Source organism: Streptomyces sulfonofaciens (assembly GCF_014656295.1).
Lineage (GTDB): Bacteria > Actinomycetota > Actinomycetes > Streptomycetales > Streptomycetaceae > Streptomyces > Streptomyces sulfonofaciens.
Map to the genome: position 1 here is coordinate 58,297 of NZ_BNCD01000001.1, position 26,589 is coordinate 84,885.

Here is a 26,589-nt window from a genome sequence, read left to right on the forward strand (position 1 = left end):
TTGCCGGGGCCCTCGCCCACCTCCTGCGCGAAGGCCGTGCACCAGCGGGCCAGCAGGTCGCGGTCGCCCGGCCCCGCGGTACGTGCCCGGCCCGGCGGCACCGGCTCGGGCGGTGCGGCCTCGGCCAGCCGGTACAGCCGCCGGTGCTCACACCGGCGCCGTGCGCGCGCCGGTGTGCAGGGCCGGGTCGGCGGCCGGGAAGCCGCCGGCGCGGTCGAGGAAGGCGTCGAGGTCGTCGGGGAAGCACCACGCGTACGGGCGGCGTGCCGTCTCCTGGTCCATCCCCCCTGCCTACCGGCTCCGCGCCGCGCGGCCCAGCCGTTTTCCGCGGCCCGCTACACCGCGCCGTGGCCCAAGCCGGGATCCGCCCCGCGGGGGTTCCGGTCGGGATCCGCCCCGCCGGGGCGCGTCCCCCCGGGCCGTGCGCCGTCCGCGGGGGCGTCCACCGGCGGATACGGGTCCGAGGCCAGCCGGGCGTGCAGATGGACGTTGCGGAAGGCGTCGTGGCGGCCCGCCTCGAACATGGCGCCGCGCAGCTCGCCCTCGAACCGGTACCCGCACCGCTCGGCGACCCGGCAGGAGACGTCGTGGCCGAGGGCGTGGCCGAGCTCCAGGCGGTGCAGGCCGGCCCCCTCGAAGCCCCAGGCCGAGGCGAGCGCGAGGGCACGGCGGGCGACCCGGCGGCCGCGGGCCTCCGGCAGTACCCAGTAGCCGACGCGGGCGGTGCGCAGGAACGGGTCGACGGTGTTGACGCCCAGGTGCCCGAGGACGGCGCCGCTGCCCGCGTCCGTGACGCAGAACGCGGTGGCCACGCCCTGCCGCGCCTCCTCCAGCCTGGCCCGCAGCGAGCCGCGCGCGTCATCGAGGCTGCCGACCGTCCTGAGCGGGGTGTTCCAGCGCAGGAACTCCGGGTCGCGCACGCCGCGCAGCCAGGCGGCGGCGTCCTCGGCGGACTCGGGGCGCCAGGGCCGCAGCCGCAGCCCGTGCCCGGATATCTCGGCGGCCGGCGGCACGCCGACACCGGTGATGCGCCGACCGCTCCCCACACCGTCGCTCATCCCCCCATTGAACACCGCCGAGTTCGTAATCCATTCGCAACCGATTTCGTATTTGACCGGGACCGATCAATGAAAGGCGGGATTACGCTCCCGCTCATGGCCGCAGATCCGACCGTCCGTGACGACCGCACCGCACGCACCGCCCAGGACCACCCCGTGTACGTCATCGGTGGCGGTCCCGGCGGTCTCGCGGCGGCGCACGCGCTGCGCGCCCGGGGCATCCGGGCGGTCGTCCTGGAGCGGTCCCCGGGTGTCGGCGCCGCCTGGCGCGGCCACTACGACCGGCTCAGGCTGCACACCACCCGGCGGATGTCCGCCCTGCCCGGCCTGCCGATCCCCCGCGCCCACGGGCGCTGGGTGGCGCGCGACGACGTCGTCCGCTACCTGGAGCAGTACGCCGAGCACCACCGTCTGGAGATCGTCACCGGCGTGGAGGTCTTCCGGGTGGAGCGGACCGGCAGCGACGACGGCGACCGCTGGCTGCTGCGGGCCAGCGGCGGGCGGGAACTGCTGGCCAGCGCCGTGGTGGTGGCGACCGGTTACAACCACACGCCCCACCTGCCCGACTGGCCGGGCCGCGACGCCTACCGCGGCGAACTCCTGCACGCCCGCTCCTACCGCAACGCGAGCCCCTACGCCGGCAAGGACGTGCTGGTGGTCGGGGTGGGCAACACCGGCGCCGAGATAGCCGTCGACCTGGTGGAGGGCGGGGCCGCGCGGGTGCGGCTCGCGGTGCGCACCGCCCCGCACATCGTGCGCCGTTCCACGGCGGGCTGGCCCGCGCAGGCCACCGGGATCCTGTGCCGCCGGCTGCCGGTGGCCGTGGTCGACCTGCTGGCCCGGGCGCTCGCCGCCTTGAGCGTCCCCGACCTCGCGGCGCACGGCCTGCCGCGCCCCCGCACGGGCCTGTACACCCGGGCCAGGCAGGGTGCGATCCCGGTGCAGGACACCGGCCTGATCGACGCGGTGCGCAAGGGGCTGGTCGAGCCGGTCGCGGCGGTGGAGTCCTTCGAGGACCACAAGGTGGTGCTCGCGGACGGCACGCTCGTGGCGCCGGACGCGGTCATCGCCGCGACCGGCTACCGCAGGGCCCTGGAGGACCTGGTGGGCCACCTCGGTGTCCTCGACGAACGGGGCCTGCCGCGCGTGCACGGGCCGCGCTCGGCGCGGCACGCCCCTGGGCTGTACTTCACCGGGTTCACCACGCCGCTCAGCGGATCGCTGCGCGAGCTGGCCCGGGACGCCCGCAGGATCGGCCGGACCGTGGCCCGGGCGGCCGGCTGAGCACACCGGGCGCCCCGCCGGCGGCCTCCGCCCCCCTCGCCGGCCCGCCCCGTCAGGCCGGTGCCACGGCACGTGCCGGACGCCGGATCACCAGGGCCATCAGTGCCGCCGCCGCGCACAGCGCCCCGGCCGCGTACCAGACCACGTCGTAGGAGCCGAAGGTGTCGCGGGCCACGCCGCCCAGGTAGGCGACCACCGCGGCGCCGACCTGGTGGGAGGCCAGCACCCAGCCGAACACGATCGCGCTGTCCTGTCCGAAGTGCTCCCGGCACAGCGAGAGGGTGGGCGGCACGGTGGCGACCCAGTCGAGACCGTAGAAGACGATGAAGAACAGCATCGTCGGATGCACGCTGGGCCCCAGCAGCACCGGCAGGAACAGCAGCGAGATCCCGCGCAGCGCGTAGTAGGCGGCCAGCAGGCGGCGCGCCTGGAAGCGGTCCGTGAACCAGCCCGAGGCGATCGTCCCCACGACGTCGAAGACGCCCACCACCGCGAGCAGCGACGCGGCCGCCGTGATCGGCATGCCGTGGTCGTGGGCGGCGGGCACGAAGTGCGTCTGCACCAGGCCGTTGGTGGACGCGCCGCAGATCGCGAAGGTCCCGGCGAGCAGCCAGAACGTGCCCGTGCGTGCGGAGGAGAACAGCACCGCCACGGTGCGCCGCGCGGCACCGCGCACCGGCGGCGGCTTGGCCGCGAACTCCTGCGCCCCGTAGGGCTTCAGGCCCACGTCCGCGGGATGGTCGCGCAGCAGCAGCCAGACGAAGGGCACCACGGCGAGCGCCGCCAGCGCCACCGTCACCGCCGCGGGCCGCCAGCCGTGCCGCTCGACGAGCCAGGAGAGCACCGGCAGGAAGATCAGTTGCCCGGAGGCGGAGGCCGCCGTGAGGACGCCGGTGACCAGGCCGCGCCGCTCGGTGAACCAGCGGTTGGTGACGGTGGCCGCGAAGGCCAGCGCCATCGAGCCGGTGCCGAGACCGACCAGCAGGCCCCAGCAGAGCAGCAGTTGCCAGGCGGCCGTCATCCACACCGTCAGACCCGAGCCGAGCGCGATCACGCTCAGCGCGACGGCGACCACCTTGCGGATGCCGAAGCGGTCCATCAGCGCCGCTGCGAACGGGGAGGTGACCCCGTAGAGCGCCAGGTTGACCGAGACGGCGGCGCCGATGGTGCCGCGCGACCAGTGGAACTCCTGGTGGAGCGGGTCGATCAGCAGGGCCGGCAGGGACCGGAAGGCGGCCGCTCCGATGATGGTGACGAAGGTGACGGCCGCGACGAACCAGGCGCGGTGCACCCGGGCGGTGCGGCGCGTGCGGCGGGTGCGGGCGCCGCCTGCCGCGGGGGCGTCCTCGGGGGTGGGGGCTTCGGTGGTCTGCGTCACCCGTTCAGGCTCGCCGACCGCGAACAGCAGTACGAGTGGCCCGAGGGACAGCATTCGTTACGATCGGGCCATGGTCCTCTCCCCGCCACGTACGGCCGCGGCGCGGCCCGGCCCCCGGCACCGCGTCGTGGTGCTGGCCCTGGACGGGCTGCTCCCGTTCGAACTGGGCATTCCGCAACGGGTCTTCGGCCAGGCGAGGGACGCCGCCCGCCGGCGCCTGTACGACGTGGTGACCTGTTCCGTGCGGCCGCCCGGCCCGGTGGCGACGGACGCGGACTTCGCCGTGCTGGTGGAGAACGGCCCGGAGGCCCTGGCCACGGCCGACACGGTCGTGGTGCCCGCCTCCCACGAGCTGGGCCCGGTCTTCGAGGAGGGCCGGCTGACGCCGGAGCTGGCCGCGGCGTTCGCACGCATCGCGCCGGGCACCCGGCTCGTGTCCATCTGCACCGGCGGCTACGTCCTGGCCGCCGCCGGCCGCCTGGACGGCCGCCCGGCCACCACGCACTGGTCGCACGCCGAGCACTTCCAGCGGCTCTTCCCTAGGATCAGGGTCGACGCGGACGTGCTCTTCGTCGACGACGGCGACGTACTGACGTCCGCGGGGGTGGCCGCCGGCATCGACCTGTGCCTGCACGTGGTACGCCGCGACCACGGCACCGCGGTCGCCAACGACGTGGCCCGCCGCACCGTCGTCCCGCCGCACCGGGAGGGCGGCCAGGCGCAGTACATCGAACGGCCGCTGCCCGAACTCCAGCAGGCGACCACCGCATCGGCCCGCTCCTGGGCGCTGGAGCGGCTGCACGAACCCCTCCAGCTTCGGGACCTGGCCGAGCGCGAGTCCATGTCGGTGCGGACCTTCACGCGGCGGTTCCGCGAGGAGTCCGGTATGAGCCCGGGCCAGTGGCTGACCCAGCAGCGCGTCGCGCGCGCCAGGTATCTGCTGGAGTCCACCGACCTCTCCGTCGACCAGGTGGCGCGGGACTGCGGCTTCGGCACCGCGCAGTCGATGCGCCAGCACCTGCAGAGCGCCCTGGGCGTCACCCCGACCGCCTACCGCCGCACCTTCCGCACCGCGGCGAACGGCTCAGCGGCCAACGGCTCAGCGGTGCACCTCCCGGCGCCGAAGGGCTCAGCGGCGGTCGGCCCGTAGGGACCGGGAGCTGCCCGGCGGGTGGGTCCGGGCCGCCCGCCGCCCCGGTCGTGGCGAGCCACCCGTCGTGCGGCGGCGGGTGCTTGGGGGCGTGAGCAGCCGGGTGCACGGGTTCGACGCGCGCGGGGCGGGGCCGGGGCAGTGAAAAGCGGCGCCCGACGGCCCGCCGGGGTGGATCGGTCGGCGGCGCGCTTGTGGGGTGTGCCGAGCACCGCGCGCCGCCCTTCGGCTCCGACGCACCGGCCCGGTTCCGGGACCCGGGCGAGGGACGCCGCGGCACGACCCGCGCTCGCCGAGCACGCCCCCGTCGGCGCTCTCGGCGTCCCCTCGCGGCGAATCGCTGACCACAAGCGTGATCAAACGGACACCGCACGTCAACACTCGCTCGGGGCTTCCTGACGCGCCTCGCCGCACCGGGAGCACAGGGGCGCACCCGTGGGCCGCGGCCCGCACCCTTCAGACCGCTTCGTACGCCGCCACGCCCTCGTACGCCGGGAGGGTGCGGTAGACGGCGGGCTGGGCCGCGGTCGGGGCGGTGAAGCGGTCCAGCTCGCACCAGACCCGCTTGCCGGCGCCGGACGGCTCCCAGCCCCAGCGGTCCGCGAGGCCGTCCACCAGCTCAAGGCCGCGGCCGCCCGTCTCGTCGCCGTCGGCGTGCCGGGGCCGCGGCGGTCGCCCTGAGCTGTCGGCGACCTCGACACGGACCGTGCGCACGACCGTCTCCGGTGCCCGGCGCGGCTCGTGGGCGGTCTGGTCCCCCGCGGCCGGCGGGCCGGGCCTGGCGGGGCCCTCCGGGGCGCGGCCCGCCGGCCTGCCCCGCCCGTCGGGCCCGCAGCACTGCTCCGGCCCGCAGGGCGCCTCCGGCGCACCGGCCGGCGATCCCCTCAACAGGATCCGCAGCACCGCAGGACAACCGGTGTGCACCACCGCGTTGGTGACCAACTCGGAGACGATCAGGATCAGCGTCTCCGCGATCGGCTCGTCGGCTCCTATGCCCGACCGGGCGAGCCGGGCACGGGCCCATCGTCTGGCCCGCCCCACCTCCGCGGGGTCGGGCCGGACCTCCAGCTGTAATTGAAGCACCTGCACCGCTCACACCATCCGAACCGGCCTGGGGGTACCACCCAGGCTCTTCAAGCACTGGGGGAACATCGCCTTGCCCTCCGATGAGCAACAGGGTTCACGGAACGTGACCCCCCTACGAGACAGCATGGTTGACGTACAGTCACCCCAACAAGCGCTTCGGGCATATTCCAGCGCGAAGGAGTACGCGTGCGGCATACTGTGCGACGCGTACGGCGAGGAGTCGAACAGGCGGGCGTGGGGCTCCGCCCTGCCTGTTGAGCGGCGCACACGCCCAGTTCCGGGGCCACCACAGGGGCGCCACCGGTATGCCTCGGCCTCGCAACCACTCGCATCTCCCACAAGGTACCCGAGCCGGGCGCCGACTCCATGACGTGACGAGCCGTACAGCCGGTCCAAGCCGGTATCAACGCTCCGTGACAGCGCATTCGCACGCTCCGTCACCACCACAGCGCTCCCAAAGCGCCCCCACCACACCTCCACGCCGCCACGCGGCACCCGCGGGACCGTCCCGCGGGCCGGTGCATCGTGCGGCCACCGCCCGGGCCTACTCGGGGACGGTGAAGTACTGCGCGAACGCCGCCACGATCTCGTCCTCGGCGATCCGGCCGTCCGCGTCGGCGTCCAGCACGGCGGTCGCGGTGGCCGCGGCGGCCGGTCCTGCGCCCAGGGCCCGCAGCACCCGGCCCGCCTCGTCGACGGTCACCGTGCCGTCCCCGTCGCCGTCCGCGACCACGAGCGCCGCGTGCAGGAAGGGGCGGGCGATGGCGGCGAACCGGTCCGGGTTGTCCCGCAGCCGTTTGACCGCCCCGTTCACGAACTCGTCGCGGGTGATGCGCTGGTCGCCGTCCCGGTCCGCGATGCCGGCCATGCCCTGCCAGAACGCCTCGGCGCCGACGAACAGGGCCTGACCCTTGTCCGACCGGGCCGTGGTGCCGAATTCGGCCAGGAGCGCCTTGGCCGCGCCGCTGAAGTCCTGACGGTCGATGTAGCCGTTGCCGTCCTGGTCGAAGCCGGCGAACCTGGTGGCGATCCTGTGCTCGTACTCGGAACTGACCATGTCGTGTCGGGCCGCCTCACATGTCCGGTGGGTGGATCCGCCGGGAGCGGACGTCCTCTCCCGGGGAGCCTGCGTCCTTGTGCGGCGAGCGTACGACGTCCCGCCCGGCGAGCGAACGCCCCTTGCGGGCCGGCGGGAGTTCCGGTAAGCGCGCCGGGTGCAGCGGACGGCGCACGGGGGAGCGTACGGGGGGAACCCGGCGCGCGACGGGCGGCCGCGGGCGTGGCGGGTGGCGCGACGAGGGAGCCGGGCGGCCCCATCAGGCCGACAGCGGCTCCGCGGTGTCGGCGGTGGCGTCCGCCACGTCCGCGTAGACCTCGAAGAGGCGGCGCACGCCGAGGGCGGCGAGCACCCGGTTGACGTGCGAACCCTCCTCCGCACCCCGGGCCGGCAGCACCACGCGCAGCCGACCGCGGCACGAGCGCATCAGACGGCGCGTGGCGACCAGCACGCCCACCCCGCTGGAATCGCAGAACAGCACGTCGGAGAGATCGAGTACGAGACTGTGCCGGCCGTCGGCCACCACGAGGTGCACCCGCTCGCGCAGCGCAGGGGACGTCACCAGGTCCATCTCGCCCGAAACCCGCAGCACGGCCCAGCCGCCCTGCGCGTCCTCGGTCACCTTGAGCGCCACGCCCCTCGCCCTTCGCTCGCCGTTCCGGAAGACCCGGCCATATCCCCGTGTTGCGCGGCTGCCCCGGCCTCTCCGTGATGAAACACCCTTCGTAGTACCACCAAAACGGAACCGCTCGAACGTCTAAGAACGTTTTCGGTCACTATTGACCAATAGCTGAGCATCAACGATAAAGAAGTCAGCGGTAGTCCGCACGGAGCGTGAGTGTCCCTCTACCATCTGCGGCTTGCTCCGGGGCGCACAATGCGGCAAAGAGGGGTGCGCACGGAGGGCGGCCACTACATTCGACACCGCGGCCCGGGCCACCGGGCCGTCGCGCGGCAGGACGAAAGGGACGGGACAGCGGGCGGCCTGGCGCGGCGGAGGAGGGAAGAGGCAACCGCGGCGTCCGTGCCGCGCACCGGGCCGCGGGCGGTCCGGTGCAGCGCGGCACGACGGACAGGCGCCGAGCACGACGAAGGCTGAGGGGGCCGTCATGGCTCAGAACGCACCGCCCCGCTGGGACCGCGCCATGCATCTGCGCCTGGCCCGCGGGGAAGCGGCGGCGCTCGGCGAACTGTACGACCGCTACGCCCCCCTCGTGCACGGCCTCGCGCACCGCGTGCTCGCCGAGGACGCCGCCGCCGATGCGATCACCCGCGAGGTCTTCGCCCGCCTGTGGGAGCACCCGGACGCCTACCAGCCCGAGCGCGGCCCGCTGCGCACCTGGCTCGCGGAGCTCGCCCACCGGCTCGCCGTACAGCGGCTGCGCAGCACCGCGCCGGCCGGGGCCGCGGCGGCGCGGGGCGACGGGGGCGGAGCGCACGAGCGGGACCGGCCGGGCGACCACGCCGGCGAGCAACTGGAGCGCACGGTCCACAGGGCCTCCGCCGCGGCGCGCGCCGACTACATCGTGGAGTCCATGCCGGTTTCGCTGCGCGCCGCCCTGGAACTCGCCTACTTCCGGCGCCGCGACTGCCGCCAGGCCGCCGCGGACCTCGGCATCACCGAGGACGAGGCACACCGCCGCCTCCGTCTCGGCCTCCAACTCCTCGCCACCGCCCACGGCTCGGGCCCGCTCGACCCGCCCCTCGGCTACGACACACCACCGGACCCGGCCGACCCCTCCTCGAACCCCGGGAGGACGACGTGACCGACGCCGACCATCCGCAGCACCCGAACGGTCCGTACGGCGCGGACAACCCCGAGAAGCCGAACGGTTCGGAAGAGCCGAACGACCCGGAGGAGCCGAACGGTTCGGATCACCAGGACGGTTCGGAGAACCCGCGGGACCGCCCCCGCTGCAACAACCGGGACGACCGGGGCCAGTGGGACGACCAGGCCGGCCTGGAGAGCGTCCGCATACCCATGCAGCGCACCCCGGCCGAGGACGGCGGGCCGCTGCGGGGCCCCGCCCCGTCCCCGTGGCCGCAGGCCCCCGCCCCGCGCCCGGCGCGACGGCAGGGCAGGACGCCCGAGCAGTTCTCGCACACCGCGCTGCGCTCGCTGCTCGGCGCCTGGGCGCTGACCGCCTGCTCCCCGCGCGAGGCGGCGGCCGTGGAGCACCATCTGGGCGACTGCGGTTCCTGCGCCGAGGAGGCACTGAGACTGCGGGACGCGGTGGGCCTGCTGCACCCCGCCGAGAATCTGGACCTCGCCCCCGAGCTGCGCCCCCGGGTGCTGGCCCACTGCCTGGGCCGCCGCCCGCCGCGCGTCCCGGTGCCGGACTGGGCCGTGCCGTACGAGGCGGAGACGGCCCGGCTCGACGCGCTGCTCAAGGACATCGGCGGCGCCGAGTGGCACGCCCCGGTGCGGCTGCGCTGGTACGAGCACGGCAGACGGGTCAGCCGCCGGACGACGGTCGCCGGCACCGTCGCCCATCTGCTGAGCGTGGACGGCCTGGTCGCGGTCGCGCTCGAACTGGCCGACCCGCTGGGCGCCGACACCCCGGGCGGCCTCGGTCCCACCAAGCGCACGGAGGCGTACTGGGGGGCCTCGCCGGTACCGCCGACCTGCCTCGTCCGCCTGCCCTGGCGCGAGCAGAGCCGCCGCCTGGTGCGCACGGTGTCGTTCCTTGCCGAGGAGGCCGCGGAGCCGGGGGCCGCCGGGGCGCCGGTGTCCTACGGCGACTTCGTCCTGCCACTCCCCGACGCGCTGCTGGAGCGGGCCTTCGAGTGCTGGATCCACGCGGGCGACGTCGCGGAGGCCGTCGCCTACCCCTATGGGCCGCCCGCGGCGAACCATCTGCACCGCATGATCGACCTCGCGGCCCGCCTGCTGCCCGCCGCCCTGGCCCGCCGCAGGTACGACCGCGCCGCCCCGGCCCGCGCCGGTGCGCACGCGCGCTCACTGCGCCTGGAGATCGAGGGCGCCGGCGGCGGCGAGTGGCTGGTCCCGCTGGAGGGTCCGTCCGGGCCCGCGTCGGAGGGCGCCGAGGAGGTCGCGCACGTCGCGCTGGACGGCGTCGAGTTCTGCCGCCTGGCCGCGGGCCGCATCCCGCCGCAGGACGCGATGGCGGGCGGCACCGGCGACCGCGAGGCGATCACCGAGGTGCTGACCGCGGCGGCCGCGCTGAGCCGGTTGTAGCGGTGCCCGAGCCGAGCGGGGACCCGATCCGCGGCCGAGCCCGAACCCGAACCGACAGCACGAACCGACAAGCACCGACAAGCACCGACAAGCACCGACAAGCACCGACAAGCACCGACAGCACGAACCGACGAACCCAACCGACGAACCGAACCTGCAAACCGAGCCGGCGGCCCGAGCCGGCGTGCTCCCGGGGCCGCGCCGGCCGCCCCCGTCGGGAGCCGTCAGGCGAACACCACCGTTCGCCGCCCGTTCAGCAGGATCCTGCGCTCCGCGTGCCAGGCGACCGCCCGGGCCAGGGCCCGGCACTCGACGTCCCGGCCGATGGCGACCAGTTGCCGGGGGGTCACCTGGTGCCCCACGCGCTGGACCTCCTGCTCGATGATCGGCCCCTCGTCCAGGTCGGCCGTCACGTAGTGCGCGGTCGCGCCGATCAGCTTGACGCCCCGGGCGTGCGCCTGGTGGTACGGCTTGGCGCCCTTGAAGCTCGGCAGGAAGGAGTGGTGGATGTTGATGATCCGGCCGCTGAGCTGCTTGCACAGGTCGTCCGAGAGCACCTGCATATAGCGGGCCAGCACCACCAGCTCCACGCGCTCCTCGCGCACCAGGTCGAGCAGCTCGGCCTCGGCCTCCGCCTTGGTGTCCGCAGTGACCGGAATATGGCGGAATGGAATGTTGTACGACGCCACCAGTTCGGCGAACTCCGTATGGTTGGAGACCACCGCCGCGATCTCCACCGGCAGCGCACCGGTACGGGCCCGGAACAGCAGGTCGTTCAGGCAGTGCCCGAACCCGGAGACCATCAGCACCACCCGCATGCGGTGGTCGGCCCGGTGGATCCCCCAGTCCATCTGGAACGAGTCGCCGACCGCGGCGAAGCTGGCCCGCAGCTTCTCCACGGTCACCGGGGCCTCGGCGGAGAAGTGCACCCGCATGAAGAACAGACCGGTGTCATGGTCGCCGAACTGCTGGCTGTCCTCGATGTTGCAGCCCGTCATGAAGAGGTAGCTCGACACGGCGTGCACGATGCCCTGCCTGTCCGGGCAGGACAGGGTCAGCACGTACTGCTCGGCGGGCGCGGTCTGGCGGGCGGACTGCTCGTTCATGCCCGCAAGAATCCCACACGCCGCGCCGCGATCAGGCCGACCTGGTCATGATCTGGAGCACTTCCAGCGACCTGGGCGGCTCGTCGGGGTCGTCGCCGTCGCCGGTCGCCAGGCGCACATGGGCATCACGCGCCGCCCGCACCGCCTCCGGCCACGCGTGGTGGTTCAGATAGGCGGACACCGGGGCGTCGGGGCCGACCTGGTGCATGATGCGCAGCACCCGCAGGACGGCGACGTCGACGAGGGAGGCCTCCTGCGAGTCGCGGAATATCGTGCCCACGTACTTCTCGGCGGACCAGTTGTCCAGCCAGGTGTCCTCCACCAGGCGGTAGACGGCGTCGGTGACGTCGCCGTACCCGGCACGGCCGGCGAGCCAGCACTCCCGCTGGAACTGCGGGTCGGAGAGCATGTGCAGCGCGGAGCGCACATTGCTGCGCCAGCGCCACCACGGCATGTCGTTCAGCGGCATGCCGTCCATGGTGGATGAGGCAGGACCGCGACGGGAAGACTTCTCGGAACTCCGCACGGTTGATGATCATACGTTTCTCCTACGGAAGGCCGCGGGCCGCCCCGCAATTCACCCCCGCGTCACCTTCCGTTGGCCGACGCGCACACGGAGATTCGCGAGCCGAAGGAATCGTGCGGGTGCATGACCGCCCGGCGAAGCAGGCGCACCCTACTCCCGACCCGCCTTCCGCACCGTCACGGAAGGTCCACGCTCCGTGCCGGGCTCTGCCTGGCGCTCTGTGCGGCGCTCAGCGCCGCCTGCGGGGTGCTGCCCGGCGGAGGGAACCCGGGCGGGCCGGTGACCGTCATGACGTGGGCGCCGCAGAACACCAAGGCCACCAACAAGCCGGGCATGCCCGCGCTGGCCCAGGCGTACGCCCGCTGGGCCAATGCCAACGGCGGCCTCGGCGGCCACCACCTCGACGTCCTCACCTGCAACGAGCACAACACCACGGTGGGCGCCGCGGCGTGCGCGCGCCGGGCGGTCGAGGCGAAGGCGGTCGCGGTCGTCGGCTCCTACAGCCAGTACAGCCGCTCGTTCCTCGCCCCGCTGGAAGCCGCCGGCATCCCCTACATCGGCGGCTACGGCCTCACCGACGAGGAGTTCACCAGCCCGCTGTCCTACCCGGTCAACGGCGGCCAGCCCGCGCTGATGGCCGGGGGCGGGCGCCAGCTCGCCGCGAACTGCTCCCGGATCGCCCTGGTCCGCCCCGACACGATCGCCGGCGACAGCCTTCCGCAGCTCCTCGACGCGGGCCTGCGCGCGGGGCGGCACGCCCCGGCCACCGACATCCGCACGGTCGAGGACGCCACCGAGTACGACGCCCAGGCCGAGCACGCGCTGAGCGCGGCCGGCGGCGTGGGCGATCCGGCCGCGCAGGGCGAGGGCTGCGTGTCGGCCGTGCTCGGCGACCGCACGGACACGTTCTTCGACTCCTTCCGCCGCACCCGCGACGCCTACCCCGCGGTCAAGGTCGCCTCCGTGCTCGGCAGCGTCGACCAGTCCACCGTGGACCGCACGGGCGGCGCCTCCAGCCCGTACGAGGGCGCGTACGTCACCGGCTGGTACCCGGTCCTCACCGACTCCCGGTGGGACGCGATGCGCGACGTCATCCGCAGGTACGCGTTCGGCGACAACCGCGTCGACCCGGCGGACGCGGGCGTCCAGACCACCTGGATCGCCTACACCGTGCTGCGCAGGGCGGTGGAGTCCCTGGGCGACCAGGACGTCACCGCCAACTCGCTGCGCCACGCCTTCGACAACGGCCTGGAAGTCGGGACCGGCGGCCTCACACCGCCGCTCAGATGGCGCTTCCAGGACTTCCTGGCCGCCGAGGACTACCCCCGCCTGGTCAACGCCGACGTCACCTTCCAGCAGGTCCGCGACGGCCGCCTGGTCGCGGAACGCAAGGGGTTCGTCAATGTCTCGGGGACGCTGGAGAGCGCGTCCTGACACGGGCGGGAGCGTCCTGACACGGGCGGCGGGCCGTCCCGGCGTTCGAGGACGGGCCGCACGGGCGGCGCGGGCGGCACCGGCCGCACGGGCGACGTGGGCCGCACGGAGGTCCGAGGCCGCCCCGGGAGGGGGCGGCCCCGGTACCTCACAGCTCGGACTTGTCCCGGGAGGTCAACCCGTACTTCTCGGCGATCGCGTTCCAGAGCCCCGCCGCCGTCTCCTTCGCCGAGGTCGCGTCCCCGCTCGCCTTGTTCCCCGCCGCGACCTGCGGAGTGTTGCGCGCGTGCCCCTTGTGGCACCCGTGCCTGCCGGAGACCTGATCGGCCCAGGCCGCGTAGTGGTTGTCGGCGGCGGCCGACGCCTTCCACGCCTCGTTCAGCGCCGAGGTCAGCCGGGTGTGGTTCGCCAGCTTGTCCACGGACAGCCCCGACAGCCGGGTGACCAGGCCGTTCCGCTGCTTGGCCGCGTTGCGCAGATCGGTGGCGGCCTTCCCCAGGTCCTTGCAGTTCTTGACGTCGTCGACGGCCCCGATCACCGTGTCCCGGCTGTTGTTGCTGTCCGCGAGCAGCTTGTCCAGCTCGGTCGCCTGGGCCTGCCCGGGGTCGGGGGCCGCCGACGCCCCGCCGGTCGGTGCGGTCGCCGAGACGGTCTTCTTGTCGCCGTCCCCGTCGCCGTCCCCGCCGCCGCTGAGCAGCGCACCCGCGCCCACGCCGAGCACCACGATGCCGATGCCCAGCGCCGCGATCAGCGGCCCCTTGGAACGGGAGGCGCCCCCGCGGCGCCCCGCGGCCCGGCCGTGCCCGTCCTCGTGCGCCCCGCCGCCGTACCCGCCGGGCGCCCCGGCGGCCGCGGCGCCGTGCGGGTGGCCGGGTCCGGGGTGGCCCGCCCCCTGGGGCTGCTCGAACCGGGGCAGTTGCTGGGTGGCGCCGGCACCCTCCTGCTCGGACCGGGTGCGGAAGAGGCTGTCGAACTCGGCCGGCGGCTGCCGGTCCTCCCCCTGGCCGTCGCCGGGCGAGCCGGGCCGTACGCCGTAGGGGGCGCCGGGCGGCGGCGCGGGGACGGGGGCGATGTACTGCGTGGGCTGGTTGTCGGGGTGCTGCGCCTGCGCCGGTGGGGGCCCCGCGTGCCGACCGTGCTGCGGCACCCGTCCCAGACGCTGGGTCGACTCCGCCGGCATCTCCGGCGGCAGCGCCCCCGGACCGCCCTGCGCGCCGTTCCCGACCGGCGGAAGGTACTGCGTCGCGGCCTCGTCCACACTGCCCGCGGCGTGGACGCCCGGCCCGGCCTGCGGCGGCGCTCCGTTGTAGCCGGCCTGCGGCAGCGGCGCGCCCCGGTCCGCGGCGGACACCGCCCCGTGCTGCCCGAACGGGGGCGTGCCGCCCGGTCCGCCCGGCGGCATCGCGCCCGGGCCCGCGGGCTGCGGTGCCCCGCCGTGCGCGGCGGGCGGCAGGGGGCCGGCGTGGCCGTAGGGTCCTGCGGCCCCGCCCTGCGGCCCGTGCGCCTGCGCGCCCGGGCCCGCCGGGGCGTACCCCGCGGGACCGGCGTCCGCTCCCGCGGGGCCCGCTGCGGGCGCCTGCGGAGGCAGGGGACCCGCACCGTACGGCTGCTGGTACTGCTGCTGGTACTGCTGGTGCGTGTGAGCGGGCGGCTGCGGGGCCGCGCCGGGCGTGCCCCACTGCGGCGGGGCGGCCTCGGGCAGGCCGGGGCCGCCCGCCCATGCGTCCTGCGGTGCGCCCGCCGGGGCGGCGGGCGGCTGTGCGGCCTGGTCCGGCCCCCACGGCTGCCCCCAAGGGCTGCCGCCGGCCGGTGCCGTCCGGTCTCCGGTGGCGCCCGGCACCAGCGGCCCGCTGCCGTCGGCGGGCAGCACGATTCCTTCACGCGGCTGCCGCACCGCAGGAAGGTGCGGATCCTCGCCGTGTCCGCTCTGCGTCACCGGGACTCCTACATAAGGGGGATCATCGGAATCGTCGGATCACGCTACCGGTTGCCCGCAGCCGGGTGCCACGCAGCGCGGTCCCCCGGAGGCCGCCGGACGGCGAAGGGGCGGGGCCGGACGGGGAGGAAACGGACGCCGGGCCCCGCCCGGTAACACGTCTCACCAGTACAGCGCCGTTCCGGGGCCTTGCGTCCGGGTGCCCGCCGCGGGGCATGGTCTGCGTCACATCCGGCCCGCGGCCGCCACCTCGGGTGCCCGCGGGGGCCGTTGCCGGCCCTCCCCGGGCGGTGCCCGTGGCACCCCGGACCCCCGCGCCCGCACCCCGCCGGGTACGGCAGCGGCAGGCCCGGGCGGACCCGCCGCGCTCCGCCCGTCCCGGCCCCGGCGCCCGGCCCGGCCGCCCGCCCCGATCCGCCCGCCGCCGGATCCCGACCGCCCGGCCGTCCGCCCCGCCCGGGTCAGGCCGCCTGGAGCTCCAGCCGCGCCCCGAACTCCCGCACCACCGGCTCGTCCCGGTACGGCTCCAGCCGCTCCTGGAGGTCCTCCAGGTACTCCACACCACGGTTCGAGCGCAGCGAGCCGAGCAGTTCGACCGCCTGCAGTCCCGTGTGGCAGGCCTGTTCCACCTCGCGCTGCTGGACCTGGGCGGTGGCGAGCAGGACGTAGCCGATGGCGCGCCGCCTGGCCCGCGACGCCGGGAGCCCGGCCAGCGCCTCCTGCGCGCGCCTGGCCGCCCCCTCGGCCTGGCCGAGGTCGCGGTGGCAGTGCGCGAGTTCGTCGGCGAGGTACGCCTCGTCGAAGTGCGCGATCCAGGCCGGGTCGTCGCCCGAGTCCTCCTCTCCCGAGGCGCGCTCCATCGCCGCGAGCGCCCGGCCGGCCACCTCCTGGGCCTGGCGGACGTCGCCGAGCAGGGCGTGGCCGCGGGCCTCGGCGGCGTGGAACATCGCCTCGGCACGCGGTGTGACCCGGCCGCGGGTGCCCTCCTGGGCGGCCCTCGCAAGCTGCGCGATCTCCCGCGGGTTGCCGAGCTGCGCCGCCAGGTGGCTCATGGACGCGGCCAGCACGTACCCGCCGTACCCGCGGTCCCCGGCGGCCTGGGAGAGACGCAGGGCCTGGATGTAGTACCGCTGGGCCAGGCCGGGTTGCCCGGTGTCGACGGCCATGTACCCGGCCAGTTCGGTCAGCCGGGCGGCCGCCGCGAAGAGTTCGCGGCCCACCGCCTCCCGGTACGAGCCGGCCAGCAGCCCGGAGACGACGCTGTTGAGGTAGTGCACCACGACCGGGCGCACCTGGCCGCTGCCGTACTGGTGGTCGAGGTCCACCAGTGCCTGCGTCATCGCGCGCAGCGCTGCCACGTCGGACAGTCCGACGCGCGGGCCCGCGGTGCGGGCCACCTGGGGGTCGGGTGTGGAGATCAGCCAGTCGCGGCTCGGTTCGACGAGTGCGGACGCGGCGACGGAGGAGCCGGTGAGGAAGTCCCGCCTGCCGACGTCGCTGCGCCACAGTTCGGAGACCTGCTCGATGGCGCCGAGCACGGTCGGCGAGAACATCAGGCCGACGCCGGAGGCGAGGTTCTTGCCGTTGGCCATGCCGATCTCGTCGATGGTGACCGTACGGCCGAGCTTGCGCCCGAGGGCCTCGGCGATGATGGCAGGCGCGCGGCCGCGCGGCTGCTGCCCGCGCAGCCAGCGGGCCACCGACGTCTTGTCGTAGCGCAGATCGAGACCGTGCTCCGCGCCGCAGAGATTGACCCGGCGGGCCAGTCCCGCGTTGGAGCACGCGGCTTCCTGGATGAGCGCCTGCAGCCGTTCGTTCGGCTGCCGCGCGACGAGGGGCCTTGCGGCCATGGCGTCGTACCCCCTGTGGCTACGGTGGTGCCTGCCCGTGCACCGGTCGGATGGTCGTGCGTGACGTGCGGACGCGCCCCCTGGAGTCCGCTTCGCGGGGCAGGCTCTCCGGGAGCGCCGCCCGGGGACGCCGCCCCGTCCGCGCGTCCTGGCGTCGACGAGGTGTCTCCCCCTCTCGGGGGCCCTCACCGGTGATCGATGCCCAGCAAGTAAAGGGTCGATGCGGGACATACGGGGAATGCCCGGTAAGAGATATTCCGTACTGATGCCCGATCAGGAGCCGTCCCCGCCCCCTTCCCTGGGTACCCGATACGCGGGCCCGCTGCCCGCGCGCGCCCCCGGGTGTGCACCTGTGCGCCCGGACGAAGATCGAGTGCTCCTCCCCGGCGCTCACCAAAGCCGTAACCCGTTGTGACAAACGGACGTTAGGCTTGTTTGTGGAAGAGACCATCGGAGTGACCTCAGCGGTCCCCTCAGCCCGTGTTGCCGTCCCCCCAGCCGGTGTTCAGGCCAAGCCCCGGGCCGCCGCGCCCGCGTCCCGCCCGGTTCCGCGTGCCGCCCGCGACACCTCGCGGATGACCCAGCAGTACGGCGACGGACTGCCGGACGCCGCCGTCAGGTACGCGGAGGAGCGGCACTGGGACGTGTTCCCCGGCGCATGGCTGGAGGTGAGCGACGGGGTGCAGACGTGCTCGTGCCGGGAGCCGTCGTGCGCCGCACCGGGAGCGCACGCGCTGGACGAGAACTGGCCGGCGCTGGCCACCGGTAGTGCGACGGCGGTGCGCAGGATGTGGAGCGAGCGGCCCACGGCCTCGATCCTGCTGCCGGCGGGCCGCGCCTTCGACGTGCTCGACGTCCCCGAGACGGCCGGGTTCCTGGCGCTGGCGCGGATGGAGCGGATGCAGGTGACGCTCGGACCGGTCACGCGCGTGCCCACCGGGCGGTTGCAGTTCTTCGTGCTGCCCGGAGGCGCGGCGAAGGTGCCGGGGATGCTGCGGAAGCTGGGATGGGCGCCCACGGCGCTGGACCTCGCGCCGCTCGGCGAGGGGGCGTACGTGGCGGCGCCGCCGACCCGGCTCGGCGGCCGGGGACTCGTGCAGTGGGCCCGGCGGCCGACCGCGGCCAACCGGTGGCTGCCGGACGCCAAGGAACTGGTGGCGGCGGTGGCCTACGCGTGCGGGCGGGAGGGCGCGCTGTGAGCGGCTTCGGGAGCGCGGGGGCGGCCTGCGTGATCGCCGGAGCCCCGTGGGTGTCGCTGTGGGCGCGGCGGTGGCGGGTGCGGCCGGCGGCCGGCCGCGGCGCGGGCAGGCGCCGTCCGGGGCCTCGGGCGTAACCCCTGCGCCCGGTCGGATGCGCCCCGGGGCACGACCGGACGCACCTCGGGGCCGGTCAGGGGCGCCCCGGGACCGGTCGGGGGCGGACGCGTCCCGCCGCGGGCCTCCGTTCGCCGCGGCCGGAGCGCGGGGCCCCGTCCGCGGCCCAGTGCTCCCGTCGCGCCGCGTGCGGGTCCGCTCCCGTCCCGGAGAAGCCGGCGGCCCGAAGCGGGGCCCCGGTTCAGGGGTACGCCGTATCGTGCCAGCACCTGACGACAACGGGGAAGGGCAGACCGGTGACAGGAACAGAACCGGCGGAAGCCGCGAAGAACACAGCAGCCGGTTCCTCGGCGACGGCCGAGGAACCGGTGGCGGCCGAGGGACCGGTGGCGGCCGAGGAACGGGCGGCAGGCGAGGAACCGGAGGCGGCCGTACGGATCCGGTCCCTCTGGAAGCGCTTCGGCGAGCAGATCGCCGTGGCCGGCATCGACCTCACCCTCCCCGCCGGCCGCTTCATCGGCCTCGTGGGCCCCAACGGCGCGGGAAAGACCACCACTCTCTCCATGATCACGGGCCTGCTCCGCCCGGACCAGGGCACCGTCGAGGTCGTCGGCCGCGACGTCTGGAGCGACCCCGCCGACGTCAAGTCCCGGATCGGCGTGCTCCCCGAAGGACTGCGGATGTTCGAGCGGCTCTCTGGCCGCGAACTCCTCACGTACACCGGCCGCCTGCGCGGACTGCCCACCGCCGAGGTCGACAAGCGCGCCGCCCAGCTCCTCGACGTGCTCGGGCTCTCGGGCTCGCAGCACAAGCTGGTCGTCGACTACTCGACCGGCATGCGCAAGAAGATCGGCCTCGCCTGCGCCCTGCTGCACAACCCCGAAGTGCTCTTCCTCGACGAGCCGTTCGAGGGCGTCGACCCGGTCTCCGCGCAGACCATCCGCAAGGTGCTGGAGCGTTACACGGCCTCCGGCGCGACCGTCGTCTTCTCCAGCCATGTCATGGAACTCGTCGAGTCGCTGTGCGACTGGGTCGCCGTGCTCGCCGCGGGCCGGATCCGGGCGCAGGGCCCGCTCGACGAGGTGCGCGGCGACGCGCCCTCCCTCCAGGCCGCGTTCCTCGAACTGGTCGGCGTCCGCGGCGACGACGCCGAGACCTCCCTCGACTGGCTGGGCGGAGGCACCCGATGAGCGCGCCCGCCCCGTCCGGCACCACACCCGCCGGGGACGTCGGCGGCCCGGTGGGGGGCGCCGCCACGCCCCTCACGCCCGTGATGGTCGCGCTGAAGCTCTCGTTGCTCAGGAACGGCCTGCGGCAGTCGGCCAAGCGGCGGGCGGTGTACCTCGCGTCGGTCGTGGTCGTGCTGCTCTTCGCCGTGCTCCAGTTGGCGGGCCTCGTGGCGCTGCGCGGCAGCGCGCACGCCACGACGATCGGCGTGCTGCTGGTGGCCGTGCTGGCACTCGGCTGGGCGGTGCTGCCGCTGTTCTTCCCGAGCGGCGACGAGACCCTCGACCCGACGCGCCTGGTGATGCTGCCGCTGCATCCGCGGCCCCTGGTGCGGGCCCTGCTGGCCGCGTCCCTGGTCGGCATCGGCCCGCTGTTCACGCTCTGCCTGGTGGTGGGGTCCGCGATCGCGCTGGCGCACGGCGCCGCGGCGGCGGCCGTCGCGGTGCCCGCGGTGCTGCTCGCGCTGCTGGTCTGCGTGGCCCTGGCGCGCGCGGTCGCGGCCGCCAACATCCGGCTGCTGACCTCACGCAGGGGGCGCGACCTCGCGGTCCTCAGCGGCCTGATCATCGCGGTCGGCATCCAGGTGGTGAACTTCAGCGCGCAGAAGCTCGGCACGGCTGGCCTCGGCAAGCTCGACCCGCTGGCCGACGTGGTGCGCTGGATCCCGCCCGCGTCGGCCCTGGGCGCGGTCGACTCGATCGGCGACGGCGCCTACCTCTCCGGGGCCGTCCAACTGGCGCTGACCCTGGTGGCCCTGGTGGTGCTGCTGTACCTGTGGCAGAACAGCATCACCCGGCTGATGACCTCGCCGGACGGTTCGACACTGGACGCCTCGGGTGGCGGCCGGCAGCGGGCGGGCCGCGGCGTCGGACTGGCCCGGCTGCTGCCCGAGGGGCGCCTGGGCGCCGCCATGGAGCGCACCCTGCGCTATGTGTGGCGCGACCCGAAGACCAAGGCCGCCTGGGTGACCTCGCTGACGATCGGCCTGATCGTGCCGGTCTTCAACGCCCTGCAGAACTCGGGGTCGGTGTACTTCGCCTGCTTCGCCTCGGGGATGCTCGGCATCCAGATGTACAACCAGTTCGGGCAGGACGGCTCGGCGTTCTGGATCGTCGCCACCACCGTCTCCGCACCGCGTGAGGCGCTGCTGGAGCTGCGTGGCCGTGCGCAGGCGCTGATCCTGATCACCGTGCCGTACGCGACGCTGGTGACGCTCGTGACCACCGCGCTGGTCGGCGGCTGGAACCGGCTGCCGGAGGTGCTCGGCCTCTCCTACGGGCTGCTGGGCGCGCTGCTGGCCACCGGCGCCTGGTCCTCGGCCCGCTTCCCGTACTCGATCCCCCGCGAGGGCTACAAGAACGTCGCCCCCGGCCAGAGCGGGCTGGCGGGCATCTCCATCGTCGGCGGCATGGCGGCCTCCGCCCTGCTCTGCTCCCCGCTGCTCGGCGCCACCCTCTGGCTGCACCTGTCGGGCGCGGGCGACTGGGGCTGGGTGCTGCTGCCGCTCGGCGCGCTCTACGGAACGGCGGCCACCGTCGTCGGCCTCCGTCTCGCCGCACCCTGTATGGCCCGCCGTCTGCCCGAGATCCTGACGGCGGTCACCGTGGGCTGACCCTCCCGCCCCGCGGGCTGCCCCTCCCCCCGTGGACACGGGCCCGTCCCGTGACGGGGGGCCGAGGGGTGCCCGGGGGCTCGCGGGACCTCGGGACGTGCTTCCGGGGACGAGGGCGCCCCCGTGCCCCGGCCGGGGACGGTCACCCCGTCAGCGCGCCCTCCAGGAACGGCTCGATCGCCGCGCGCCACGCCTCGGGCTGGTCGTAGTGGACGAGGTGGCCGGCGTCCGCGACCTCCGCGTACTGGCCCATGGGCAGGACCCGGACCATCTCCTGGGCCTCGGCGCGGCCCAGGTCGCCGTCCAGACCGCGGACGACCAGGGTGGGGCAGTGCACCTGGGCCAGTTCCTCCCAGTGCGCCTCGTAGACCCAGGTCTCCCGGGCCTTGAGCATCTGCGCGGGATCGAAGACGGGACGCCAGCCGTCGGGGAACTCCGCCATCACCTCGGCGTAGAAGGCCCCGCGGACCGGATTGGGGCGCTCCACCCAGGGGTCGTCCTCGCCGAACCACTTGCGTACGTCGGCGAGCGTGGCGAAGGGCACCGGCCAGGACTTGAACCAGTCCTCCCATTCGCGCTGGGAGGCGACGCCGAGCGCGGAGGCGCGCATGTCGCAGATCACCACACCGCGCACCAGGTCGGGGCGGCGGGCGGCGAGCTGCCAGGCGGTGAGCGCGCCCATGGAGTGGCCGATCAGCACCGCAGGGGCGAGGCCGAGCTGGACGATGGCGGCCTCGGCGTCCGCGATGAACGCCTCGCGGTTGTACGGGCCGGCGGCGGGCTTGGCGCTGTGGCCGTGGCCCCGCTGGTCGAGCGCGACCGCGCGGTGCCGCTCCCCGAGCCAGCGCGCCGTGCCCGCCCAGTGCGAGGCGCGGCCCATCAGGCCATGGAGTAACAGCACGCCGGGCTGGTGTGCGACGTCTCCGCTCTTGGGCGGATCGGCGAATTCCCAGGCGGCCAGGCGCACACCACCCGCGCCCGTCACGTCGATACGCCGCGCCATCTATAGGCCCCCTGTGTCTCCGGCCGGCCTGGCCTGGTAAGTGCCGTTCGTCCCAGAGCGCCCGTACGATATCGAACGCATATTCGAGACTGCTGCTTCTGGCGCCAACACCCCTCGTTCGAGTGACCGCACACGGGGATTGATCGGCTCGGCCAAGGGGAGATCTTCACCGGGAGGCGGACCGCTCGGGGACACCGGTCCGAGGGGATTGACCCTGAGAGCTCGGGGCTCCGGGTCAGCAGGGGAGGACGGGTCCCGGCGCCGCTCGGCGCCGGGACCTTCGCTTCGTCCCCTCCGGCGCGCGTCGTGCGCATTCGTACGGCACATCGCACCACCCCTCTCCTGGCCACGCAGCAGGACCGGCGGCCGGCACCGCCGGGGCCCGGGCCGGGCCTCCATCAGGTCACAGACAACCGAGGACAGCCCTCTCAGGTCATATGCCTCTCGGCACAGCCTCGCACGCAAAGCGTCCGTGCGCTGCCGTTCCGCACACAGAATCCGGTTAATTTTGCATCCTGCGTACCGGCGACTTGAACACAACCTCCCCTGATGCCACATAACTTGACATCTGGAAGGTGCCGACGGGAGCCGGGGTGCGGCGGCCGGTCAGCGCTTGGCCACGAACACGTGCGACGCGGTGCCGGACTCCAGCTCGGCGGCCTCGCCCCCGCTGCCCACCAGCACCCCGCCCGGCGACTCGGTCACGCTCACCACGGAGCCCGGCTGCACTCCCGCGCGGCGCAGGGTGTACATGAGCTGGGCGTCGGTCTGGATCGGCTCGCCGATGCGGCGCACCACGACCGTCTTGCCGTCGGTGCCCGGGTCGAGGTCGGCGAGCGAGACCATGCCCTCGTCGAGGAACGGATCGGCCTGGTCCTTCTGGCCCAGCTCCTCAAGGCCGGGGATGGGGTTCCCGTACGGCGACTCGGCGGGGTGGCGCAGCAGCTCCAGGACGCGGCGCTCCACGGCCTCGCTCATCACGTGCTCCCAGCGGCACGCCTCCGCGTGCACCTGCTCCCACTCCAGGCCGATCACGTCGACCAGCAGGCACTCGGCGAGGCGGTGCTTGCGCATCACCCGGGTCGCCAGCCTGCGGCCCTCCTCCGTCAGGTCCAGGTGGCGGTCGCTGGCGACGGCCACCAGGCCGTCCCGCTCCATGCGCGCGACCGTCTGGCTGACGGTGGGGCCGCTCTGGTCCAGCCGCTCGGCGATGCGGGCCCGCATGGGAACCACACCCTCCTCCTCCAGCTCGAGGATGGTGCGGAGATACATCTCCGTGGTGTCGATCAGTCCGGACATACGTGCCCCTCGCTTGGCTCTGCTGGCTGTGCTGCTCTCCCCGCCGGTGACACCCACGGGTGCGCGTGGCCCTCAACCAATTCTGACGCATACCGCTGACAACCGGACCCGCCGGAATCACGGCGGCCGGCCGCAGGACGGCGTGCGCACCCTCGGGAACCGGTTGACAGCGCACTGGTACGGACCGCACCGTGATCGGCGGCACGCCGCGGGACGCGCCGGGGCGCGGACGGGCACACGGGACCCCCGCGGATCCCTCACCCGCGTCGGACCGGGTGCCAGGAGTGTGCCAGGGGATCCGTGCGCGTGGCCAGGGAAAGCTGCGATGTTCCCCGGCCCCGGGCACCGCCCCCGCTCCCCCGGCACCGCACCGCACCGCACCACAGCGCCGCAGATCCTCCTGCGGCCACCCACGAGAGGACCTCGGGATGAGCGACAGGGACCTGGCCGGTCAGTACTTCGATGCCGCGATCACGCTGCTGGAGCGGGTGCGCGACGAGGAGGCGGACAGCATCAGGGCGGCCGGTTCCCTGCTCGCCGACACCGTCGCGGCCGGCGGCCGGCTGTTCGCGTTCGGCGCGGGCCACTCCTCGCTGGCCGCCCAGGACCTCGTCTACCGTGCCGGCGGTCTCGCGCTGGTGAACCTGCTCACCGTGCCGGGGACGGTCGGCGTCGACGTCATGCCTGCCACGCTCGGCTCCGCGCTGGAGCACGTGGGCGGGCTCGCGCCCGCGGTGCTGGGCGCGAGCCCGGCACGGGCCGGCGACGTACTGGTGATCATCTCGCTGTCCGGGCGCAACGCGCTCCCCGTGGAGATGGCGCTGGCCGCCCGGGAGCGCGGCCTGAAGGTGATCGGCGTGACCTCGGTCGGCTACACCGCCGCGACCGCCTCGCGCCATGCGTCGGGGACCTTCCTCAAGGACCACTGCGACGTGGTGCTGGACAGCAGGATCCCGGTCGGCGACGCGGAGCTGTCCGCGCCGGGCATCGCCGCACCCTTCGCGCCCGCCTCCACCGTCGTCACCAGTGCGCTGCTCCAGGCCACGGTGGCGACCGCCGCCGGGATGCTCGCCGAGCGCGGCACCGAGCCCCCGCTGCTGCGCTCCGCCAACGTGGACGGCGGCCACGCGTGGAACGAGCAGGTGTTCACGGAGTACCGGGACCGGATCTTCTACCAGCACTGACGCGGGCCGCGCCCGTGCCCCGGGCGGCCCGCCGGGGGCACGGCGGCCGGCCCGGGCGGGCGCTCACCCTTGCCCGTCGCCGCCGAGCACCTGGGAGAGGTCGAGGGCCGCCGCTATGCGTACGGCGACGCTCTCCGCGTAGGTGGCGTCCGTACGGTCGAACTGCGCCCGGCTCGCGCCGCGCAGGAACGTCACCACGCCGAGGGTCCTGCCCCGGCTGCGCAGCACCGTGCACAGCGCGTGCACCGCGTCCTCGGGCCACTGCCGGTCCGCGGCCCACGCCGGCGCGGCGACCCGGTCGGTGTCGGCCTGCCCGGCACCGCGGGACCGGTCGCCGGCGCGGGGGGCGTACGCGCTGGCGCGCACGGATCCCTCCCGGTCCACGCACTGGAGCGCCGGGTGCCCGGCGGTGTACCGGACGGGAAGGCCCGTGCCGTCCGCGGGGACGCCCGCGCCGGGCGCTCCGGAGGGCGTGGTCACGGCCCGGACCAGGCGGACGGGGCCGCCGTCCGGGGCCGCGCCCGGTGCGATCAGGTCGATCAGGGCGTGGTCCGCGAAGCCGGCCAGGGCGAAGTCGAGCTGGACGGCGGCGGCCTCCGAGGGGTCCTCGCACTCCGCGGCGGTGCGCGCGGCGCGGTGCAGTTGGTTCGCGCGGAACCTCAGTTGGGCGGCCTCCTGGGCGGCCTGCTTGGTCTCCGTGACGTCCTGGAAGAGCCAGCCCACGCCCAGCGGCACCGGCTCCTCGGCGAGCGGCGAGGCCAGCCGCAGGAACCCGCTGCGCCAGCAGCGGCGGCGCTCCCCCTCGGGGGTCCGCAGGGTCACCCACATCTCGGCGGGCGCGGGCGGCGCACCCTCGGCGAGCACGTGCGTCAGGGCGCTCTCCAGCTCGTCCACGCCCTGGGTGATCAGCTCGCCCAGGGGGCGCCCCAGGAGGGCGGTGCGGCCGCTGCCCAGGGCGCGGGCCGCGTAGCTGTTGACGACGGCCGGACGCAGGTCGGCGTCCACCAGGACGACGCCCCAGGAGGCGTCCTCGAACAGCGCCTCGCTGAGCGCGATGGAGCGTTCCAGGTCTATCTGGGCGTGCACCTCGCTGAACGCGCAGTACACGCCGGCGGGCTCGCCGCCGGTGCCGCGCACGGCCGCGGACTGGGTGCGGACCAGGACCCGCCCGCCGTCCTTGGTGAGCAGCGCGAACTCGTGCACCTGGCGGCCGGGCGCCCGCATCGCCGACAACAGCCGGCCCTGGACCTCCTCGGCGTCCGCCGAGCGCACGGCCCAGCCGGCGAAGCCGTGCCTGCCGACCGCCTCGGCGGCGCTCCAGCCGAGGATCCGCTCGGCCTCGCGGTTCCAGTGGGTCACCACGCCGTCCGCGTCGAACGCGCACAGCGCGGCGTCCATGCCGTCGAGCAGCGCGGCGAGCAGGTCCGCGCCGTCCCGCTCGGGTTCGGGCGGGCCCAGCTCGTCGGTGGTTCCACTGCGCCGGGAAGCACTCACCGGGGCACCCCCTGCCGGCCGATTCCAGTGGAGTGCGCGTGGCGACGGCACTCCCGATCATTCAACTCGAACGTGACGGAGCCCACATGCCGTTCCCCGAAAAACGTCGCACTGTGAATACCCGGCGACGCGGGGGTGACATCGGTGTTCACATCCGCCATGACGTCTGCCATTGATGATGGCCCTCTTCCCGCCCCATGAACAACTGCCCACCCTGTGAAAAACACCCGGCAGCCCCGGCGGCCGCCGGACGCCCCGAAAAACCCTCTTGAGCGCGGGGCCCGGGCGTGCCTAGGCTGGGACCACTCGGGAAAGGAGGTGGTTCGGCAGATGTACACATACCGGACGCGAGAGGTGACTGCGGGCTAGCGGCCCGTCATCACACTCAGTGCG

22 protein-coding genes are annotated in these 26,589 nt (G+C 74.6%); 9 read left to right on the plus strand and 13 right to left on the minus strand.

From position 1 onward, the window contains the following. Positions 1-147 precede the first annotated feature (147 nt). Both IE313_RS35925 and IE313_RS00205 read right to left on the minus strand, forming a co-directional pair. Complete coding sequence (locus IE313_RS35925) at positions 148-282, minus strand: hypothetical protein (protein ID WP_268256673.1); 135 nt, start codon at positions 280-282, stop codon at positions 148-150. A 53-nt stretch (positions 283-335) separates the two neighbouring features. Next, positions 336-1,058: a GNAT family N-acetyltransferase gene (locus IE313_RS00205; protein WP_189928798.1), complete on the minus strand. Its 723-nt coding sequence runs from the start codon at positions 1,056-1,058 to the stop codon at positions 336-338. Between the two features lie 96 nt (positions 1,059-1,154). Here IE313_RS00205 and IE313_RS00210 point away from each other — a divergent pair, with 96 nt between their 5' ends. Continuing rightward, positions 1,155-2,342 (plus strand): flavin-containing monooxygenase, encoded by a 1,188-nt coding sequence (locus IE313_RS00210; protein ID WP_189928799.1) that lies wholly within the window; start codon positions 1,155-1,157, stop codon positions 2,340-2,342. A gap of 52 nt (positions 2,343-2,394) precedes the next feature. Here the strand turns inward: IE313_RS00210 and IE313_RS00215 are convergent, their stop codons facing one another. Then, a complete protein-coding gene (locus IE313_RS00215) occupies positions 2,395-3,720 on the minus strand; it encodes an MFS transporter (RefSeq protein WP_229924258.1) in 1,326 nt (441 codons plus the stop codon). Positions 3,721-3,790: 70 nt separating this feature from the next. Between IE313_RS00215 and IE313_RS00220 the strand changes: the two genes are divergently transcribed. Beyond that, a complete protein-coding gene (locus IE313_RS00220; RefSeq protein ID WP_189928801.1) occupies positions 3,791-4,870 on the plus strand; it encodes a GlxA family transcriptional regulator in 1,080 nt (359 codons plus the stop codon). A 456-nt stretch (positions 4,871-5,326) separates the two neighbouring features. On the opposite strand, the gene IE313_RS00225 is transcribed toward IE313_RS00220, so the two are convergent. The 3 genes from IE313_RS00225 to IE313_RS00235 form a co-directional block, all read right to left on the minus strand. Beyond that, positions 5,327-5,959: an ATP-binding protein gene (locus tag IE313_RS00225; RefSeq protein WP_189928802.1), complete on the minus strand. Its 633-nt coding sequence runs from the start codon at positions 5,957-5,959 to the stop codon at positions 5,327-5,329. Positions 5,960-6,500: 541 nt separating this feature from the next. Beyond that, positions 6,501-7,013, minus strand: a complete 513-nt coding sequence (locus tag IE313_RS00230; protein ID WP_189928803.1) for an EF-hand domain-containing protein — start codon at positions 7,011-7,013, stop codon at positions 6,501-6,503. 259 nt (positions 7,014-7,272) lie between these two features. Further along, positions 7,273-7,647, minus strand: a complete 375-nt coding sequence (locus IE313_RS00235) for an STAS domain-containing protein (RefSeq protein ID WP_189928804.1) — start codon at positions 7,645-7,647, stop codon at positions 7,273-7,275. Positions 7,648-8,122: 475 nt separating this feature from the next. On the opposite strand from IE313_RS00235, the gene IE313_RS00240 reads away from it, so the two are divergent. After that, on the plus strand, positions 8,123-8,779 hold the full coding sequence (locus IE313_RS00240) for a sigma-70 family RNA polymerase sigma factor (protein WP_189928805.1): 657 nt from the start codon (positions 8,123-8,125) through the stop codon (positions 8,777-8,779). Then, complete coding sequence (locus IE313_RS00245; RefSeq protein WP_229924259.1) at positions 8,776-10,212, plus strand: anti-sigma factor family protein; 1,437 nt, start codon at positions 8,776-8,778, stop codon at positions 10,210-10,212. The genes IE313_RS00240 and IE313_RS00245 overlap by 4 nt, the downstream gene beginning before the upstream one ends. Before the next feature lie 224 nt (positions 10,213-10,436). Here the strand turns inward: IE313_RS00245 and purU are convergent, their stop codons facing one another. Together purU and IE313_RS00255 are read right to left on the minus strand one after the other, a co-directional pair. Then, the gene (purU, locus tag IE313_RS00250) at positions 10,437-11,318 is read right to left on the minus strand and encodes a formyltetrahydrofolate deformylase (RefSeq protein WP_189928806.1); all 882 of its coding nucleotides are present in this window, start codon (positions 11,316-11,318) and stop codon (positions 10,437-10,439) included. Between the two features lie 31 nt (positions 11,319-11,349). Beyond that, positions 11,350-11,796: an SCO4402 family protein gene (locus tag IE313_RS00255; protein ID WP_189928807.1), complete on the minus strand. Its 447-nt coding sequence runs from the start codon at positions 11,794-11,796 to the stop codon at positions 11,350-11,352. A gap of 171 nt (positions 11,797-11,967) precedes the next feature. On the opposite strand from IE313_RS00255, the gene IE313_RS00260 reads away from it, so the two are divergent. Next, positions 11,968-13,278, plus strand: a complete 1,311-nt coding sequence (locus IE313_RS00260) for an ABC transporter substrate-binding protein (protein ID WP_189928808.1) — start codon at positions 11,968-11,970, stop codon at positions 13,276-13,278. Positions 13,279-13,426: 148 nt separating this feature from the next. Here IE313_RS00260 and IE313_RS00265 read toward each other — a convergent pair whose 3' ends face one another. Continuing rightward, entirely contained in the window at positions 13,427-15,214 is a 1,788-nt protein-coding gene (locus IE313_RS00265; RefSeq protein WP_189928809.1) for a hypothetical protein, read from the minus strand. A gap of 461 nt (positions 15,215-15,675) precedes the next feature. Beyond that, entirely contained in the window at positions 15,676-17,064 is a 1,389-nt protein-coding gene (locus IE313_RS00270) for an NsdA family TPR-like regulatory protein (protein WP_189928810.1), read from the minus strand. Positions 17,065-17,639: 575 nt separating this feature from the next. Here IE313_RS00270 and IE313_RS00275 point away from each other — a divergent pair. The 3 genes from IE313_RS00275 to IE313_RS00285 all read left to right on the plus strand — a co-directional run bounded on the left by IE313_RS00275 (position 17,640) and on the right by IE313_RS00285 (position 21,216). Beyond that, on the plus strand, positions 17,640-18,263 hold the full coding sequence (locus IE313_RS00275; RefSeq protein ID WP_189928811.1) for a bifunctional DNA primase/polymerase: 624 nt from the start codon (positions 17,640-17,642) through the stop codon (positions 18,261-18,263). Positions 18,264-18,745: 482 nt separating this feature from the next. Continuing rightward, entirely contained in the window at positions 18,746-19,567 is an 822-nt protein-coding gene (locus IE313_RS00280; RefSeq protein ID WP_189929242.1) for an ABC transporter ATP-binding protein, read from the plus strand. Next, positions 19,564-21,216 (plus strand): transporter, encoded by a 1,653-nt coding sequence (locus IE313_RS00285; RefSeq protein WP_189928812.1) that lies wholly within the window; start codon positions 19,564-19,566, stop codon positions 21,214-21,216. Before IE313_RS00280 ends, IE313_RS00285 begins: the two co-directional genes overlap by 4 nt. A gap of 142 nt (positions 21,217-21,358) precedes the next feature. On the opposite strand, the gene IE313_RS00290 is transcribed toward IE313_RS00285, so the two are convergent. Together IE313_RS00290 and IE313_RS00295 are read right to left on the minus strand one after the other, a co-directional pair. Next, positions 21,359-22,219, minus strand: coding sequence for an alpha/beta fold hydrolase (locus tag IE313_RS00290; RefSeq protein WP_189928813.1), 861 nt, complete (start codon positions 22,217-22,219; stop codon positions 21,359-21,361). Between the two features lie 606 nt (positions 22,220-22,825). Continuing rightward, positions 22,826-23,518 (minus strand): iron-dependent transcriptional repressor DtxR, encoded by a 693-nt coding sequence (locus IE313_RS00295; protein WP_189928814.1) that lies wholly within the window; start codon positions 23,516-23,518, stop codon positions 22,826-22,828. A 428-nt stretch (positions 23,519-23,946) separates the two neighbouring features. Here IE313_RS00295 and IE313_RS00300 point away from each other — a divergent pair, with 428 nt between their 5' ends. Beyond that, the gene (locus IE313_RS00300) at positions 23,947-24,702 is read left to right on the plus strand and encodes an SIS domain-containing protein (RefSeq protein ID WP_189928815.1); all 756 of its coding nucleotides are present in this window, start codon (positions 23,947-23,949) and stop codon (positions 24,700-24,702) included. A 63-nt stretch (positions 24,703-24,765) separates the two neighbouring features. Here IE313_RS00300 and IE313_RS00305 read toward each other — a convergent pair whose 3' ends face one another. Continuing rightward, positions 24,766-26,196 (minus strand): PAS domain-containing protein, encoded by a 1,431-nt coding sequence (locus IE313_RS00305; protein WP_189928816.1) that lies wholly within the window; start codon positions 26,194-26,196, stop codon positions 24,766-24,768. Positions 26,197-26,589 lie beyond the last annotated feature (393 nt).